Source organism: Phaeobacter sp. JH20_37 (assembly GCF_048056015.1).
Taxonomy (GTDB): domain Bacteria; phylum Pseudomonadota; class Alphaproteobacteria; order Rhodobacterales; family Rhodobacteraceae; genus Phaeobacter; species Phaeobacter bryozoorum.
This window is the reverse complement of the sequence record NZ_JAYMWW010000013.1, coordinates 905431-921644: the sequence shown is the minus strand read 5'-3', so window position 1 is coordinate 921644 and position 16214 is coordinate 905431. Positions and strand designations below refer to the sequence as shown.

17 protein-coding genes and 1 tRNA gene are annotated in these 16214 nt (G+C 62.5%); 10 read left to right on the top strand and 8 right to left on the bottom strand.

What is annotated here, in order from left to right:
• Nucleotides 1-2: 2 nt before the first annotated feature.
• Together VWZ87_RS09235 and VWZ87_RS09230 are read right to left on the bottom strand one after the other, a co-directional pair.
• Nucleotides 3-1139, bottom strand: coding sequence for a polysaccharide biosynthesis/export family protein (locus VWZ87_RS09235; protein WP_340544981.1), 1137 nt, complete (start codon nucleotides 1137-1139; stop codon nucleotides 3-5).
• Nucleotides 1140-1235: 96 nt separating this feature from the next.
• The gene (locus tag VWZ87_RS09230; protein WP_416534808.1) at nucleotides 1236-2528 is read right to left on the bottom strand and encodes a capsule biosynthesis protein; all 1293 of its coding nucleotides are present in this window, start codon (nucleotides 2526-2528) and stop codon (nucleotides 1236-1238) included.
• A 254-nt stretch (nucleotides 2529-2782) separates the two neighbouring features.
• On the opposite strand from VWZ87_RS09230, the gene VWZ87_RS09225 reads away from it, so the two are divergent.
• From VWZ87_RS09225 to VWZ87_RS09200, 6 genes are all read left to right on the top strand, one after another.
• A complete protein-coding gene (locus tag VWZ87_RS09225) occupies nucleotides 2783-3376 on the top strand; it encodes a riboflavin synthase (RefSeq protein ID WP_416534809.1) in 594 nt (197 codons plus the stop codon).
• A 427-nt stretch (nucleotides 3377-3803) separates the two neighbouring features.
• A complete protein-coding gene (gene ribB / locus VWZ87_RS09220) occupies nucleotides 3804-4925 on the top strand; it encodes a 3,4-dihydroxy-2-butanone-4-phosphate synthase (RefSeq protein ID WP_416534810.1) in 1122 nt (373 codons plus the stop codon).
• 1 nt (nucleotide 4926) lies between these two features.
• Nucleotides 4927-5478 (top strand): 6,7-dimethyl-8-ribityllumazine synthase, encoded by a 552-nt coding sequence (locus VWZ87_RS09215; RefSeq protein ID WP_340544985.1) that lies wholly within the window; start codon nucleotides 4927-4929, stop codon nucleotides 5476-5478.
• Entirely contained in the window at nucleotides 5475-5966 is a 492-nt protein-coding gene (gene nusB / locus VWZ87_RS09210; RefSeq protein WP_416534811.1) for a transcription antitermination factor NusB, read from the top strand. The genes VWZ87_RS09215 and nusB overlap by 4 nt, the downstream gene beginning before the upstream one ends.
• A gap of 237 nt (nucleotides 5967-6203) precedes the next feature.
• Nucleotides 6204-6533, top strand: coding sequence for a hypothetical protein (locus VWZ87_RS09205; protein WP_416534812.1), 330 nt, complete (start codon nucleotides 6204-6206; stop codon nucleotides 6531-6533).
• A gap of 447 nt (nucleotides 6534-6980) precedes the next feature.
• Complete coding sequence (locus tag VWZ87_RS09200; protein ID WP_416534813.1) at nucleotides 6981-7451, top strand: MmcB family DNA repair protein; 471 nt, start codon at nucleotides 6981-6983, stop codon at nucleotides 7449-7451.
• A gap of 63 nt (nucleotides 7452-7514) precedes the next feature.
• Here VWZ87_RS09200 and VWZ87_RS09195 read toward each other — a convergent pair whose 3' ends face one another.
• Nucleotides 7515-7703, bottom strand: a complete 189-nt coding sequence (locus VWZ87_RS09195) for a DUF6324 family protein (RefSeq protein WP_340544989.1) — start codon at nucleotides 7701-7703, stop codon at nucleotides 7515-7517.
• Between the two features lie 204 nt (nucleotides 7704-7907).
• Here VWZ87_RS09195 and VWZ87_RS09190 point away from each other — a divergent pair.
• Nucleotides 7908-7984: transfer RNA gene (locus tag VWZ87_RS09190), tRNA-His, on the top strand.
• A 115-nt stretch (nucleotides 7985-8099) separates the two neighbouring features.
• On the opposite strand, the gene VWZ87_RS09185 is transcribed toward VWZ87_RS09190, so the two are convergent.
• Nucleotides 8100-8414 carry a DUF6476 family protein gene (locus tag VWZ87_RS09185; RefSeq protein WP_340544990.1) on the bottom strand — a complete coding sequence of 105 codons (315 nt, stop codon included), beginning with the start codon at nucleotides 8412-8414 and terminating at the stop codon, nucleotides 8100-8102.
• Between VWZ87_RS09185 and VWZ87_RS09180 the strand changes: the two genes are divergently transcribed.
• From VWZ87_RS09180 to VWZ87_RS09170, 3 genes are all read left to right on the top strand, one after another.
• Nucleotides 8413-9447, top strand: a complete 1035-nt coding sequence (locus VWZ87_RS09180) for an RluA family pseudouridine synthase (protein ID WP_416534814.1) — start codon at nucleotides 8413-8415, stop codon at nucleotides 9445-9447. The two genes, VWZ87_RS09185 and VWZ87_RS09180, sit on opposite strands and share 2 nt — an antisense overlap.
• Nucleotides 9448-9667: 220 nt before the next feature.
• Complete coding sequence (rpoH, locus tag VWZ87_RS09175; protein WP_340544992.1) at nucleotides 9668-10564, top strand: RNA polymerase sigma factor RpoH; 897 nt, start codon at nucleotides 9668-9670, stop codon at nucleotides 10562-10564.
• Nucleotides 10565-10826: 262 nt separating this feature from the next.
• On the top strand, nucleotides 10827-12761 hold the full coding sequence (locus VWZ87_RS09170; RefSeq protein WP_416584324.1) for a methyl-accepting chemotaxis protein: 1935 nt from the start codon (nucleotides 10827-10829) through the stop codon (nucleotides 12759-12761).
• 302 nt (nucleotides 12762-13063) lie between these two features.
• Here VWZ87_RS09170 and thiD read toward each other — a convergent pair whose 3' ends face one another.
• From thiD to VWZ87_RS09150, 4 genes are read right to left on the bottom strand one after another with little or no spacing between them, the layout of a single operon-like run.
• The gene (thiD, locus tag VWZ87_RS09165) at nucleotides 13064-13858 is read right to left on the bottom strand and encodes a bifunctional hydroxymethylpyrimidine kinase/phosphomethylpyrimidine kinase (protein ID WP_416535512.1); all 795 of its coding nucleotides are present in this window, start codon (nucleotides 13856-13858) and stop codon (nucleotides 13064-13066) included.
• Complete coding sequence (locus tag VWZ87_RS09160; protein ID WP_416535513.1) at nucleotides 13855-14844, bottom strand: ThiF family adenylyltransferase; 990 nt, start codon at nucleotides 14842-14844, stop codon at nucleotides 13855-13857. The genes thiD and VWZ87_RS09160 overlap by 4 nt, the downstream gene beginning before the upstream one ends.
• Nucleotides 14820-15413: a thiamine phosphate synthase gene (locus VWZ87_RS09155; protein ID WP_416535514.1), complete on the bottom strand. Its 594-nt coding sequence runs from the start codon at nucleotides 15411-15413 to the stop codon at nucleotides 14820-14822. Before VWZ87_RS09155 ends, VWZ87_RS09160 begins: the two co-directional genes overlap by 25 nt.
• A gap of 31 nt (nucleotides 15414-15444) precedes the next feature.
• Nucleotides 15445-16212 carry a thiazole synthase gene (locus VWZ87_RS09150; protein WP_416535515.1) on the bottom strand — a complete coding sequence of 256 codons (768 nt, stop codon included), beginning with the start codon at nucleotides 16210-16212 and terminating at the stop codon, nucleotides 15445-15447.
• Between the last annotated feature and the right edge of the window lie 2 nt (nucleotides 16213-16214).

The window sequence follows — 16214 nt, the reverse complement described above, 5'->3', positions numbered from 1 at the left end:
CATCAGCCGCCGCTGGCCAAACTTTCGACGCTGGCGATTGGCGCCAGCGGGCTGGCCAGAAGCGAGATGGTCTTGGTCCACTGGGCGTAGGGTGCCTCGGTCACATAGAGCGTGTCGGCATCGCGGATCACGAAGTCGCGCGCCACGAACAACCCGTTGGGCTTGGTCAGGTTCAGCACGTAGACCAGCCGCTGCGCCCCGATCAGATCGTTGCGCCCGAGCACCTGATTGGCAATTTCCGCAGGCTCATTGCGCAAGACGAAGACGCCTGTCGGATCTGATGCGGTGGAGACCAGACCGCCGACCTGGGCGATGGCCTCAAGTGCGGACAGGTTCTGGCTTTCAAACGGGACACGCGCCTGCGCGCTGGTTGCGCCCAAAGCAGTAAAGGAGCGACTGTCCTCTTCCACAAGGATCTTGTCACCGCCGCGCAGGGCGATGTCCAGCTCGGGGTGTTTGAACAGATCCTGGAACCAGATGGTGCCGCGCTCCGCACCACGAATAACGGTGATCTGGGCGTTTTCCGGCTCAATCGCGACGCCGCCAGCGCGGGCCAGCATGGTGGCCAGCGTCCGTGTCGGACGTTCGATCGCGTAAACCCCCTGTCCTCCGACAGCCCCGGTCAGGCTGACAGTGGCGCCATCGCCTGCGAGGCGGCGGACCTGAACCTGCGGGTCGGGGGTCTGGTCTTCGAGTTTCTTGGTGATGGTGCGGCGCAGCTGATCCGGCGTATTGCCTGAGGCGCGCAGCCGACCGGCATATGGCACGAAGATAAAGCCGGCGCTGTCGACCTGCACCTCTTCCAGCACCGTGGCATTGGTGGCCTCTGCCGCCAAGAGCCCGTCATCGACGTTTTCCCAGACGGTGAGGCCCAGAACATCACCGGGGCGGATCACGTCGGAGGTCAGCTGACCGGCGCTGCGGAAGCTTTCGGAAAAGCCAAGCGCCGGGACAACGGCGGTGGCGCGGGTCACGCGATCATTGACCGATACAATGAAGGCATCGCCTTCTTTTTGCACGGAACCGGCATAGATCTGACGCTTGTTCGGGCCGACCTGGGGCAGGCCGCAGGATGCTGCCAGCGTGACTGCGGCCAGAATCGCAACCGGGCGCGCCCATTGCAAGGGAACGGTTTTCACTGCTCGGTCTCCTCGACCTATTATTGTTCTGCCTCAAGTTTTAAGGCCAAGCTAGCGCAGTGTTTTGAAAAAATCCAGCCTTGGAGGTCTGGCTCGTCAGTTCACCACACGCAACTGTTGCCGCGGTGCCGCTGTCCCCTGGATCAGCGCCTGATAGGGGTCCTCCGGCGCCAGCATCATATCCACCACCTGCCGCAGCAGCTGGCGGCGGCCCTTGCGGGAATAGAAGCCACCGGGGAGCTGCGAGGTTTCCAGAAGATAGCGGCGATAATCCTTATAGGCGCGATTGTCCGGTCGTGCGGGCGCGGCAAAGAACTCCGGCAGGGGTTGGGTGGAGACAAATTCGGGCTTGTCGTAGACCGCCCTGCCAAACACCTTCAGCGGGATGCCGCGCCAGAGTACCTGCTGGCCGGCCGTTGAATTCACCGTGACCGCTGTGCGGGCCTCGTTCAGGAGGGCGGCGAGCTTGCCGCCACGCACGTAGTGGACGCGGTGTTCCAGCCCATAGTGTTTTGCCAGCTGGCGCACCGCGCGCCGGATCGGAACACGGCCATCTTCCAGCGGATGCGCCTTGACCACCAGATGGTGATGGCGCGGCGCGCCCTCCGCAAAGCCCTGGAACACCTCGGTCAGGAAATCTGTGAGGCTGGCAAAGGGGGAATGCTCCTGAAAGGCGCTGTCATGTTCCAGTTGCAGCAGGGCCAGATGATAGGGAAAGCCGCCGTTGCGGATGCGCCGGGTCGCCAATCTGCGTTCCAGCGCCTGAATTGGCATCAGCAGCAGGCGGCGCAGATAGAGCTGAAATTCGCGGGTGACCGGCAGCGCCCGATGCGGGCGAAACTGGCGGTACCCCTGATTGAGCAGCATGACACAGCCGTGGTAAAGCGCGCCGTAGAAGACATGTTGCCGGGTATCGCCCCAATGTGAAGGCGGCAGCGGCGCCTCCATATCGGAGAGCGCAAGCGCTGCGGTCATTTGCTCCACGGGCATGTCCATCAGCCGCGAGTTGCCGTTGGAGCCGTCCCGCTCATAGGTGACCCAATAGGGGCGCAGATAGCCTTCCTCGAAGACATGTACGCGGATGCCGCGGCTCCGCGCGATGCTCACCGCCTTGGCGTGGATCGGGCGGGTATCGCCGTAGAGCACCAGATCGGTGATCTTCTTGTCGTCCAGCATCGTCTCCAGATGGGTGGGCCAATCCTGTGGGGCGCCGCGATAGGGCAGGTAGCTGGCCCGGTCGCGCCAGAACGCCTGATCGCCGGCGTTGAACCCCACCCGCCACACGTCTGAGCCCGCAGCCTGCAACATCTCTGCCAGGCTGGCAAAGAACGGGCCATGAGGCCCTTGCAGAAACAAAAAGCAGCGTTGTGGATGGTCGGTCTTGTGCATAATGGGCCGAATATATCCCGATTGTACAAACAATGGCTTAACCCCTAATCGGATTTAACCATCTTTCCGCGCAAGGGTAGGCTGGCGCGGCTGGGCGAGGCAAGCCCAGTGGCGGCCTGTTCTGCGCCACAGCGACCCGGGCGCGCCTATCCGGCAACAGCGGGGCTTGCCGCGCGGCGGTCCAATGGCTACCAGAGAGGCGCCGGCCGACCAAGACGGCCATAACCGCATATGCAACCTGCAGGAGCCCGCCCATGTTCACAGGCATCGTCACCGATATCGGCATCATCACCGAGCTGGAGCAGCAGGGAGACCTGCGGGCGCGGATCAAGACCGGCTATGACACTGCAACCATCGACATCGGGGCCTCGATCGCCTCTGACGGTGTCTGCCTGACGGTGATCGCACTGGGGGAGGATTGGTATGATGTGCAGATCTCTGCCGAGACCGTGTCCAAGACCAATATCGGCGGCAACGGCTGGACCCTGGGCAAGCGCGTCAATCTGGAACGCGCGCTGAAGGTCGGTGATGAGCTGGGCGGCCATATCGTGTCGGGGCATGTCGATGGCGTGGCCGAGGTGGTGGATCTCCGCGATGAAGGGGACAGCTCCCGCGTGACTCTGCGCGCGCCACAGGAGCTGGCGCGCTTTATCGCGCCAAAGGGATCGGTGGCGCTGAATGGCACCTCGCTGACTGTGAATGATGTCGACGGATGTGATTTCGGCATCAACTTCATCCCGCACACTAAGGAAGTGACGACCTGGGGGGATGTCGCGATTGGCGATGCGGTGAATCTTGAGATCGACACGCTGGCCCGTTACGTGGCCCGGCTGAACGAGCAGGGCTGAGCCTCTTTCACGCGCGCCCCCGTGCAATCTGGGGCTGTCTGCCTGGGGCGTCGCAAAAGGCTCCCGCTCCCGTTTCCCGGCATCGCGGATGCCGTCTCAGGCGTTGGGCGTGGCGCGCCGCAGGGGCGGCGCGCGTCAGCGATCTCCCGCGACGAGGGGAGCTGATCTTGCGGCGCAGTTTGACCATTGCCGTGGCTGCGTCGTGCCTGTGCAAGAGGCCATCTGCCGCCGCAACCGCTGACCCTGAAACAGCCTCTGACAGGGGGACGCGCCACCGCGACGCCGCGTCCGGAACATGGGCTGCCGCAAGCGGGGCTGGTATTTACGCTGCGGCTGGTCTATCCCGCTGGGGTATCCACGGCCTTGCTCGGGGTTGTGGAGGTCGCACTGACCATTGTCCACGACTGCCCACCGAAAGGTTGCCTGAATGAGCTTTGAAACACCGGGGCCGATTGAAGCCCAGTTGCGTGACGCAATCAGCCCTATTGAAGAGATCATCGAAGAGGCCCGTCAGGGGCGGATGTTCATCCTGGTCGATCACGAGGACCGCGAAAATGAGGGCGATCTGGTGATTGCCGCCGAATTTGCGGATGCTGCGGCGATCAACTTTATGGCGACTCACGGACGCGGTCTGATCTGTCTTCCGATGACGGCGGAGCGGGTCGATGCGCTGGGGCTGCCGATGATGGCGGTGAACAATTCTTCGCGCCATGAAACAGCTTTCACCGTGTCGATCGAAGCCCGCGAAGGTGTCTCGACCGGGATTTCCGCTGCCGATCGTGCGCTGACCGTGGCGGCGGCCATCGACGAGAGCAACACGATGGCCGCGCTGGCGACGCCGGGGCATGTGTTTCCGCTGCGGGCCAAACGCGGCGGTGTGCTGGTGCGCGCAGGCCATACCGAGGCGGCGGTTGATATCTCTCGTCTGGCTGGTCTGAACCCCTCGGGCGTGATCTGCGAGATCATGAATGAGGATGGCACCATGTCGCGGCTGCCGGAGCTGGTCGATTTTGCCCGGACGCACGGGCTTAAAATCGGCACCATCAGTGATCTGATTGCCTACCGCGCGCGCAACGACAATCTGGTGGTGGAGACCTCGCGCAAGACCGTCACGTCTGAAATCGGTGGCGATTGGGAACTGCGCCTGTTTACCGACCAGACCCACGGCATTGAACATGTGGTGATGACCAAGGGCGATATCACCACCCCTGAACCGGTCCTGACCCGCACCCATGCGCTGCATGAGGCAACGGATCTTCTGGGACTTGGTCCCAAACCGGGCCGGCAGCTGCCGCGCGCGATGGAACTGATCGCGGCCGAGGGGCGCGGCGTCGTCTGCCTGTTCCGCGAGCCCCGCAATTCGCTCTATGCGCAGGACGACGAAGGCCCGCGCACCATCAAGCAGACCGGGCTGGGCGCGCAGATTCTGTCCAAAATGGGTCTGCATGAGCTTGTATTGCTGACGGATTCGCCCTCGACCACCTATGTTGGACTTGACGCCTACGGCCTGAGCATCGTTGGCACCAAACCTCTTCTGAAGGACGCTTGATATGGCTGCACATGAAACTCACTATACGCTGGACCGTCCGACATTCGACAAACCGGTCAAGCTGCTGATCGTGGTCGCGCCTTATTACAAGGATATCGCCGACAATCTGGTGGCCGGCGCCCAGGCCGAGATCGAAGCCGTCGGCGGCACTTGCGAACTGATCGAAGTGCCGGGTGCGCTGGAGGTGCCGACCGCGATCGCGATTGCCGACCGCAGCTCTAACTTCGACGGCTACGTGGCTCTGGGCTGCGTGATCCGTGGCGAAACAACCCATTATGAAACCGTCTGCAACGACAGCAGCCGCGCGATACAGTTGATGGGGCTACAGGGGCTGTGCATCGGCAATGGCATCCTGACGGTGGAAAACCGCAAGCAGGCGGAGGTCCGCGCCGATGTGAACGATCAGAACAAAGGTGGCGGTGCTGCGGCTGCGGCCTTGCATCTGATCGCGCTGACGCGTAAATGGGGCGCCCAAACCAAGGGAGTCGGCTTCAAAGCCCCTTCCGAGGCCATCAGACTGGCCGACTCAGACAATGGACCCACCACCGTATGACCACTTCGGAAAGCCAGGGCGCCGCTCGCAAGGGCAGCGACAAGCATAAAATGAAATCAGCGTCGCGGCTCTATGCCGTGCAGGCGCTGTTTCAGATGGAACATAGCAACCTGTCTTTCGACAAGGTCATCGTCGAATTTGAGGACCACCGTTTTGGGGCGGTCTACGAAGGCGATGAGATGGCAGAGGGCGATCCGAAAAGCTTTCGCAAGCTGATCGAGGGCGCAGTCAATAATCAGGCCAAGATCGACCAGATGACCGACCGCGCACTGGTGGCCAAATGGCCGATTGCACGGATCGACCCGACGCTGCGCGCCCTGTTCCGGGCCGCGGGTTCTGAGGTGCTGGCAGGCAAGACACCGCCCAAGGTGGTGATCAATGAGTTCGTCGACATCGCGCGGGCCTTCTTTCCAGAGGGCAAGGAGCCGAAATTCGTGAATGCCGTTCTGGACCATATGGCGCGTGAGGCATGCCCCGAAGCCTTCTAACCAGGGCAATCTGACTGGGGCCTTCTGACCGGGGCTTGCGACAGGCGCCAGCTGCTGTGGCGCAACAAGGATCGAGAAGCGTGCCCGATGGGCGCGCTTTTTTCGTCTGCCGCCGGGCTGCCGGCACACTGCCGTAAAATGCTGGTCGACATGCGTCAAATCCCGCCGATCCGGCAATTGCCGCTGGACCATGTCGCAAAGAGTGCTACCGTTTTGGCCGAAGCAGGAGGGTATGCCATGCCAAAGCTGGTGAGTCTTTATATTCGCAACGTGGTGATCGGCTTTGCCATTGCCGCAGCTTTTGTCGGGCTGCTGTTGTGGTTCAACGTGATGAACCTCTGGCATCTGGTCAGCACATCGGACAGTGGCGTTTTGGCGGTTGCGATCCTGTGGTTCATGAACGGTATCGTTTTTGCCGGGGTGCAGTTCGGCTATGCGGTGATGTCGCTGGCGCAGAAAGAAGACACCCCGCGCGGCGGGATGCGGATCACCCCCGATATGCACTCTGAGATGGTCCCGGTGCGCGTTCCGGCCAAGAAAGCCTCTCGGCAGCTGCCGCGACGCTGATCCGCAGATCTGGACGCAAAACGTCCAGATCAGCAAGCCCTCAGCCAGCCGTGCCCCTCAGGCGCGGCCTTTCTTTTGTCAGCCAGAACAGTGGTGGAATGCGGCGGGACCACCAGGCAACCGTGCGGTTATGATTCCCGAGGACCTGTATGTACAGGTGGGCGCCAGGTAAAAGGACCAGGGTCCAAACAGAGCCAGCTCCCTCGGAATTGCTTAAGGCCACTGGAATGCTACCTGTCACGAGAAGGGCAGAACCCGCCTCCGTTCTAACTAGGGGTCGGGGCAGGCGGAGACAAGGGGCGTCCGCCGTCTTTTCGACATGGCCCTCTCACCGTGGCGGATGTGGCATGGCCGCAGGCTGTCTTGATGCAATATCTGACCAGTGCGTTTGCAAGGTGCCTGCGCCATGGCCTTGTTATTTGTTCATGAATTGTTCACATTGACCCCATGATGCAGGATCTTGCCCCCGGTCAGCGCCTCGCGCGTGGTGTGGCCCGCCATATGGCGGCGCTTGGTTTTGTCACGGTCGAAGAATTCGTTCCCGCCCGTGGTCTGCGGGTCGATGTCATGGCGCTTGGCCCCAAGGGTGAGCTATGGGTGGTCGAGTGCAAATCCAGCCGCGCCGACTATCAGTCCGACAGCAAATGGCGGGGCTATCTTGAATGGTGCGATCGCTATTTCTGGGCGGTGGATCTGGCGTTTCCGAATGAGCTGTTGCCAGAGGACAGCGGTTTGATCATCGCCGATGACTATGACGCCGAGATCATCCGCATGGCGCCGGAACAGAAACTGCCCGCCGCCCGTCGCAAGAAGCTGATCCAGAAATTCGCAATGGACGCCGCCAGCCGCCTGCATCGGCTGCGCGACCCGCGACCGGGGATGGATGGGATATGGGACAGCGAGGCGCGCGGCGCCTGATTGCTGGCGGCGCGTCGGTTGGCAGGGCGGGCGCGTCAGCCCGCCGCCGGGTGTTCGTGAGGCTCAGGTATCGAGGCTGCGCGCTGCCTGGGCTGCGGCCATGATTTCTTCGGCGATTTCATTGGCCTCATCCGGATCAAAATCCATCGGGATTTCGATCCCGTCGGCTTCGATGAAGATGCGGACCATGCCTGCGTCGGTGGGGCCGATCTGCATATTGGCTTCGATGTCGCGCTCGGTGTTGATGCTCATGCGGCACTCCTGTCATGGGGCTTGCGGTGACGGGTTCTGCTAGCCTGCTGCCACTGTAATGGCAAGCACTCGCGGCTTCCAGATGGACCTCGCGGGCGGGGCAGAAGATCGCAAGCGTGACGGCAAATCTCTTCACATTCGGGGTAAAAAACTTGCCGCTTGCCTCTTGCGCTCTCATCGCCCCTGTATTAAATCGCCCTCAGTGCCGCCTTAGCTCAGTTGGTTAGAGCGCCTGATTGTGGATCAGGAGGTCCCCCGTTCGAGCCGGGGAGGTGGTACCACCCTTCAGCTGAGATTAATATGACCACATCGGACCGCCAGAGGCCGACGCCTGTTTTCATGTCGGTAATTCAGCGGCTTACCTTGGGTCAGCTTACATGAACGAGCCGGTGAAGATCAGTCGCCGACCGGTTGGATCGCCACGCGTTGTTCGATTGCACCGCTCAGATTGTTCAGGATCAGGATCTCATCCCCATCGGTGACCACAGCAATCCAGCCGTCGCCAAAGGTCACGGCGCGGGCGCTGATCCCCGCTGGCAGCGTCACCGTTTCGGGCAGCTTTGGACCTGACGCAGACAAACGGATGACAAGCAGGGTCAGAACCACTAAGAACCCGCAAATCATGATCACCGTTAATGTGGTCACCATCCGCCGCAGGAACACCAGCTGGGGCGGTTCACTTTGAATATCTGTCTCAGAAGGATGTGTCATGGCCCGCCGCCGGATCGAGTTTGTCATCGCGGAAAACCCGCCTAAACGGCTTGATAAAGCGGTTTCGCGTGATGTGCCAGAGGAAGCCACCCTGTCGCGCACCCGTCTGGCGCGGCTGATCGAGGCTGGGCAGCTGCAGGTCAATGGCACGGTCGTGACCGACCCCAAGGCCAAGATCGAGGAAGGTGCGCTGATCGAGATCACCGTGGAAGAGGCCGAGGACAGCCACATCGGCCCCGAGGATATCCCGCTTGAGGTGATCTATGAGGATGACGATCTGATCGTTGTCAACAAACCCGCAGGCATGGTTGTCCATCCCGCCCCCGGAACACCATCGGGCACGCTGGTCAACGCATTGCTGCACCATTGTGGCGATAACCTCTCCGGCGTTGGTGGCGTCAAACGCCCCGGCATCGTGCACCGCATCGACAAGGAGACCAGCGGGCTGCTGGTGGTCGCGAAATCCGATGTCGCCCATCAGGGTTTGGCCGCTCAATTCGAGAAACATACGGTCGAACGCTATTACCGCGCTATCTGTTATGGTGTGCCGGATGCCAATGATCCGCGCCTGCGCGGGGTAAAGGGGACGAGCTTTGAACCTGGCAATATCCTCAAACTGACCACACAACTCGCGCGCCATAGAACCGACCGGCAGCGGCAGGCGGTGCTGTTCCAGGGCGGCCGCCATGCTGTCACCCGCGCCCGTATCGTCGACAGCTACGGCACGCCGCCGGTGGTGGCGCTGATCGAATGCTGGCTGGAAACCGGCCGCACCCATCAGATCCGGGTGCATATGGCCCATGCAGGCCATGGGCTGGTCGGCGATCCGGTCTATGGCGGCAAGCGCAAACTTGCCGCAAAATCGCTGCCCGAGGCCACCGCGGCGGCCATCCAGTCATTCCCGCGACAGGCACTGCATGCTGCGGTTCTGGGCTTTGTCCATCCTGTCACCGGTGACGCCATGCGATTTGAAGCGCCGGTACCAGAAGATATGACAGATCTGCTGCAAATGTTGGCAACGCCTGCGGAATAATCACGCCTGCGATCAGCGAGCTCCTGATTTATTGCAGAAAAACCGAGATCCCGCCGCGCGTTGCGGCGGGTCGATGGTCTGCAACTTGCTGTGAACTTCGTCACAGACCGCTTTTCTTATGATTCCTATAAGAGATAAACTTGGCAACTCTTGAACGGGGCTGTGCGTTAACCCATATGACGAGATGTTAAGTCCTTATACATTGGGAGGGACACAAAGAATGGCAAATTATGCAAATCTGCCCGCGCCGACACCCGAAGGCGGGCTGAACCGGTACCTTCAGGAAATCCGCAAGTTCCCGCTGTTGGAACCGGAAGAGGAATATATGCTGGCCAAGCGCTGGGTCGAAGAGCAGGACAGTGCCTCGGCCCATAAGATGGTGACATCGCACCTGCGTCTGGCGGCGAAAATTGCCATGGGCTATCGCGGCTATGGTCTGCCGCAGGCCGAGGTGATCTCCGAAGCCAATGTCGGTTTGATGCAGGCGGTCAAACGCTTTGATCCCGAAAAGGGCTTTCGCCTGGCGACCTATGCCATGTGGTGGATCCGCGCCTCGATTCAGGAATATATCCTGCGGTCCTGGTCGCTGGTGAAACTCGGCACCACCTCGGCGCAGAAGAAGCTGTTCTTCAATCTGCGCAAGGCCAAGGCCCGTATCGGCGCGCTGGAGGAGGGCGACCTGCACCCCGACACCGTCAAGAAGATCGCCACCGACCTCGGCGTGACCGAGACGGAGGTGATTTCGATGAACCGGCGGATGTCCGGCGGCGATGCCTCTCTCAATGCCACCGTCGGCAGCGAGGGCGAAGGCACGATGCAGTGGCAGGACTGGCTGGAGGATGAGGATGCCGATCAGGCCGGCGACTACGAGGCGCGCGATGAGCTTGAGGCCCGCCGCGAGCTGCTCGCCAATGCGCTTGATGTGCTCAACGATCGCGAGAAGGATATTCTGACGCAGCGCCGACTGGCCGATCAGGCGAAAACGCTGGAGGACCTCAGCACGCAATATGGCGTCAGCCGCGAGCGTATCCGCCAGATCGAGGTGCGCGCCTTCGAGAAACTTCAAAAGAAGATGCGCGAGCTGGCGTCCGAGAAGGGCATGTTGCCGGTGAGCTGATACGTCCGGAGCGGCCCGCGAATCGCAGATTGAACGGCCCCCTTTGCGGGGCCGTTTTCCTGTGTAGCGAGGGGCGCCACAGCGCCGCCGCGACCAGCTGCGGCCCGAGGCGGGTGAAGGTTTCCAAACTCTTAAGATAAGAGATTGAAATTCTATGCAATAATGGCGTGAAGCCTGCGATTTTGGGTCTTTGCCTAACGCTTTGTTAGGGGCGCCGGTCCTAGTGTTCGGGGATGTAATTCCTCAAAGGACCAAGTAACCGATGCCGTCCATATTCTTTCGTCTTCCCATCCGTATCTACGCTGTGGTGGCGATGGCACTCGCGCTCTCTGTGCTGCTGACCGTCCTGCTGCTGTCACGCGCAGTCGACAACGCCTATGCCATGCGCGACCGTGAGCTCAGCAATATCATCGATACCTCAATCAGCCTGCTTGCCGATCTTGAGGCGCGGGTACAGTCTGGTGAGCTGACAGCCGAGGAGGCGCGCGCTCAGGGCCGTGAAGTGATTGAGAAAATTCGCTTCGAAACCTCCGGCTACCTCTTTGCATTCGACAAGGAACTTATCGTGCGTGCGCACCCCATGGTGCCAGACTGGGTCGGCACTGACCGGTCCGGCTTCGAAGACGTGAAGGGTATCAGGGTGTTCCAGGAGCTGGGCAAGGTTGCCGCAGCTGATGGTGCCGGCTCGGTCCGCTATTGGTTCCAGAAACCGGGTCAGACTACTCCAGAGCAGAAAATCGGCTATGTGAAGGCCTTTGAACCCTGGGGCTGGGTCATTGGCACCGGCTCCTATGTCTCTGACATTCGGGCGGATCTTGCCCAGATGCGGACCGAAGCGATGGCCACCCTCGCGATCAGCCTGATTCTTCTGGTGATTGCCTCGACGGTCCTGCTGCGCAGTGTTACCGGACCGATCAACGGTCTGAAGGCGCGGATGGCCACGATGGCCGACGGCGAGACGGCGACGGATGTACCCTATACTCGGGCGCGCAGCGAAATTGGCGAAATGGCCCGAACGCTGGAGGCATTCCGCGGGAAGCTGCAGGAGCAAGACGTGCTGAAAGGCCAGCAGCAGACCCGCGACGCCGAGCGGTCCGATGTTGTGTCGATCATCTCCAGCCGTCTCGCGGCACTGTCGCAGGGCGATCTGACCGTGCGTATCAACGAGACCCTGCCGGAGGATTACGCCCAGCTGCAGCGTGACTTCAACCGCACCGCGGAAACGCTGAGCGCCACTGTGACCCAGGTGATCGACACCGCCGAAAGCATCCGCAACGGCGCCAATGAGATCAGCCAGGCCTCCGACGACCTGTCCAACCGCACCGAAAGCCAGGCCGCCACGCTGGAAGAAACCGCCGCCGCCCTGGACGAGATGACGGCCAGCGTGAAATCCGCCGCCGAAGGCGCCCGCAGTGTCGAAAGCATCATGCAGGAAGCCAAACAGGAGGCCGAAACCAGTGGCACCGTGGTGCAGAGCGCCGTCTCCGCAATGACCGAGATCGAGCAGTCCTCGACCCATATTTCGCAGATCATCGGGGTGATTGACGACATCGCCTTCCAGACCAATCTCCTGGCGCTGAACGCCGGTGTCGAGGCCGCGCGGGCCGGCGAGGCGGGCAAGGGCTTTGCCGTGGTCGCCAGCGAGGTGCGCGCCCTGGCGCAGCGGTCCTCGGATGCGGCGATGGAGATCAAGACGCTGATCGGCGACAGCACCAAGCAGGTGGAGCGGGGCGTTGATCTGGTGGGCAAAACCGGCGACGCGCTGCAAAGCATCGTGGAGCGGGTCGGCCATATCTCGAAACTGGTTTCGGGCATCGCAACCGGTGCCAGCGAACAGTCGACCGGTCTGCATGAGATCAACACCGGCGTGACCCAGCTTGATCAGGTCACCCAGCAGAACGCCGCCATGGTCGAAGAGGCCACTGCCGCCGGGCATATGCTCAATGCCGATGCCACCAAGCTGGCCCAGCTGGTCGCCCATTTCCGGGTCGCGGCGGGGGGCAGACCGGCCTCGGAACCTGCCCGCAAGACCGCAGCAGCGGCCCCGGCGCCGCGGGTCACCAGAAATGACCCCAAGCCGGCGGCGCCCAGTGCCCATGGCGATGACTGGGATCTGGAGGCGGTGAAACCGACCCCGGCCCCGGCGGTCGCCAGCACCAGTGGCAACGCGGCCAGGGATATCTGGCAGGATTTCTGACCCGGAAACGGGCCTTGAAAGCCAGAATTTCAACGACCGAGACAGAGACCGTGCCGGACCATCCCGGCGCGGTTTTTCCATGCCAGCGGTCTGGGTGGCGGCCTGCCGCGATGATGCCGCGATTCCCCAGTGCTCCAGTGCTCCAGTGCCATGATCCATCGGCCCTGGTGTCGCGCCGGATGCCGATCGTCGCGTTCAACGGCCAATGTCAGTCTCAAAGCGCGCCAGAAATCTGCGGCTGGAAACCGATACCACAGCAGCGAGCACCGGGAACAGGCGGCGGGGAACCGACCATGCGCCAATCAGGCAGGGATCTCTTTCAGCCATTCATGCACATAGTCGCCAGCCGCCCGGCAGGCTGTCTCGATCTGTTGCGCGGCCATCAGCTGGACTGCGATTGCGGTGGCCAGGGTACAGCCGGTGCCGCGCTTGGTCTGTTTCAGTCTTGGCCGCGGGTAGGCGACATGGGTGGCGCCGCAGAAGAGATGGTCCACTGCCATCGCGTCGGTCCCATGTCCCCCTTTGATCAGAACCGCTCCGGCGCCCGCCTGGTGAATCTGGCCCGCCTGCGCTGCCATGCCGAAGTGCTGCGGGTCAAAGCGGCTCCCGCCGCCCGGAACTGCGCCGTGCAAGCCTGGGCATAGCTGCGATGCTTCGTGCAAGTTGGGGGTGATCAGATCGGCGCGGGCCATTAACGGTGCCAGATCACCGGCGTGCATCAGCCGACCGCCTGAACTGCTGCGCAGAACCGGATCCAGCACAACCGGACAACTCGGCGGAAGCAACCGCGCCAGAGTTGCGGCAATTGCCTCGGCAGCTGCCGCGCTTCCGACCATGCCGATCTTTACCGCGCTGATCGGGCCGGTCTCAACAGCGGCCTGTATCTGACCCAGAATACCTTCAACCGGCGTCGGGTAGATCTCCTGCAAGGCCTGGTTGGTCTGCACGGTCACGGCTGTCACCACCGGTCGCAGGCTCAGCGATCGAGCCGCGAACTGCGGGATCATGCGGGCCATCGCCGTGGCGGCGGCGATATCACGGGTCAGCCCGGCGCCGCCGCTGCTGTCGGTGCCTGCGATGATCAGCAGCGCGCTCATTGCCGCCGCCCCGCTGCCAAGAGCGCCAGATCTCCGGCAAAGTCAGGCGCAAGCTCCGCCGCCTTGCGCCAGGCCCGCAGGCCACTATGACAGGCAAGCACAACCCGGCGGTCCGTCGGCAGATCAGCCGCCGTCAACCGATCCGGCAGGATGCGGACAGCGGTCGTCGTGGCCGGTTCAGCGGCCTCATCCTCCGGGCGCAATTCTATCACGTAATCGGCGGCGGTCACGCTGTTCACCCCGATAAAGGGCAGCGACCGCGCAGGCTCTGCAGCCGTGGCGAAATCAAACCCGCCCATCTGAAGCCCGGCAAAGTCGAGGCTGAACATCCGCCCCAGCGGGGTTGGCTGATGGCCCAGTAGCAACTTCAGGGCAAGCTGTGCCTGCAGGGCGCCAATCACCCCGACAACCGGCCCCATAATCCCGGCACTGGCGCAGGTAGCGCTCCTGTCGGGCGGGTCGGGGAAGACGGCGCGCAGCGAGGGGCCGCCCCCGCAAAAGACGCCGACATAACCCGATTGCGCCAGTGCCGACGCGCTGATCAGCGGACGCCCCAGCTGCTGACAGCAATCCGAAAGCGTGTAGGACACCGCATAGCTGTCGGCAGCATCTATCACCAGATCGGCGGGGCCGACCGCAGCGGCGACATTGTCCGGTGTCAGGTCGCGTGCATGGGGGTGCAGCCGCAGCTCCGGCGCCATTGCGATCAGCCGCCTGCGCGCGGCCTCGACCTTGTAGCGGCCAACGTCCGCAAATGTATAGAGTGGCTGGCGTGGCAGGTTGGTTGCCTCAACCCGGTCCCCGTCCATCACCGTGATTTCGCCAATACCGGCACCGGCAAGATATTGCAGAACCGGACAGCCAAGCCCGCCGGCCCCGACAACAAGAATATGGGCGCTGGCCAGCCTCTGCTGTCCCTTGGCGCCCACCTCCGGCAAAGCGGTCTGGCGGTCAAAGCGGCTCATCTCGCGCAGGCCCGGATCCATTCCAGGGTCCGCGCCTCCGGGTTGGCGGCCTGCTGGATATCCGTCACCACGGCAGCGCTGTCTGCACCTGCGGCAAAGACCCCGGGCAGGCGTTCGGGCGTCAGCCCGCCAATGGCAACCAGCGGTGTGTCTCCCGCCATGGCTTTCCACCGGCGCACCCGGTCAAGCCCCTGTGGGGCCCATTTCATCTGTTTCAGCAGGGTTTCATAAACCGGACCAAGCGCCACATACTCAGGGCCATGGGCGAGGGCGCGCTCCAGCTCCGCTTCGTCATGGGTCGACAGGCCAAACCGCACGCCCTTGCGGCGCAGGGCCTCAAAATCGGCCGTGTCCATGTCTTCCTGCCCCAGGTGCACAAAGCTGCAGTTCAGATCCAGTGCGGCCTGCCAATAGTCATTGACCACCAGCTGCGCGCCATGCACGGCGCAGAAATCCCGCGCGCGGGCAATCTGGCGGCGGATCTCCGGCTCCGGCAGGTCTTTCAGCCGCAGCTGCACAAGGCGCACCCCATGGGGAACCAGCAGTTCCAATTGGCTGACATGACCAACGATCAGGTAAAAACGCTCCATTGTCGTCTCCGTGAATAAGGGGGGGCGCAGCTCAGCTTAGCGCTGCGAGGCCAAGAACAGGGGTGGAGGGCACCGCCATATCGCGCCGCTCCATCGGGTCTGCGTGATATCCGGCGCGCCCGGCCTCAATCGCCAGCGCCATGGCGCGCGCCATTCCGGCAGGATCCCCGGCCTTGGCCACAGCGGTGTTCAGCAGCACGGCATCCATGCCCAGCTCCATCGCCTGCGTCGCATCCGACGGGCGGCCAATGCCCGCATCCACGATCAGCGGCACCTCAGGGAAATAGGCCCGCATCGCGCGCAGGCCATCCGGGTTGCGCAAGCCCTGACCGGATCCGATCGGCGCGCCCCAGGGCATCAGCACCTCACAGCCCGCCTCAAGGAGTTTCTCTCCGACCACCAGATCGTCGGTGGTGTAGGGAAAGACCTGAAACCCATCGTCAGACAGCGTACGCGCGGCCTCGACCAGCCCGAACACATCCGGTTGCAGCGTGTCGCAATGGCCGATCACTTCCAGCTTGATCCAGGGCGTGCCGAACAGTTCGCGCGCCATCTGGGCGGTGGTCACTGCTTCCTGCACGGAGTGGCAGCCTGCGGTGTTGGGCAGGATGCGGCAGCCGGTATCGCGCAGGCCGTCCCAGAATCCCGCGCCGGAGCCATCAGCGGTCTCGCGCCGCAGGGACACGGTGATGATTTCGCAGCCACTGGTTCTGATTGCCTCGCTCAGGACCACAGGCGAGGGGTATTGGGCGGTGCCCAGCAGCAGCCGCGAGGTGATCTCTTCTCCATAGATCTGCATCG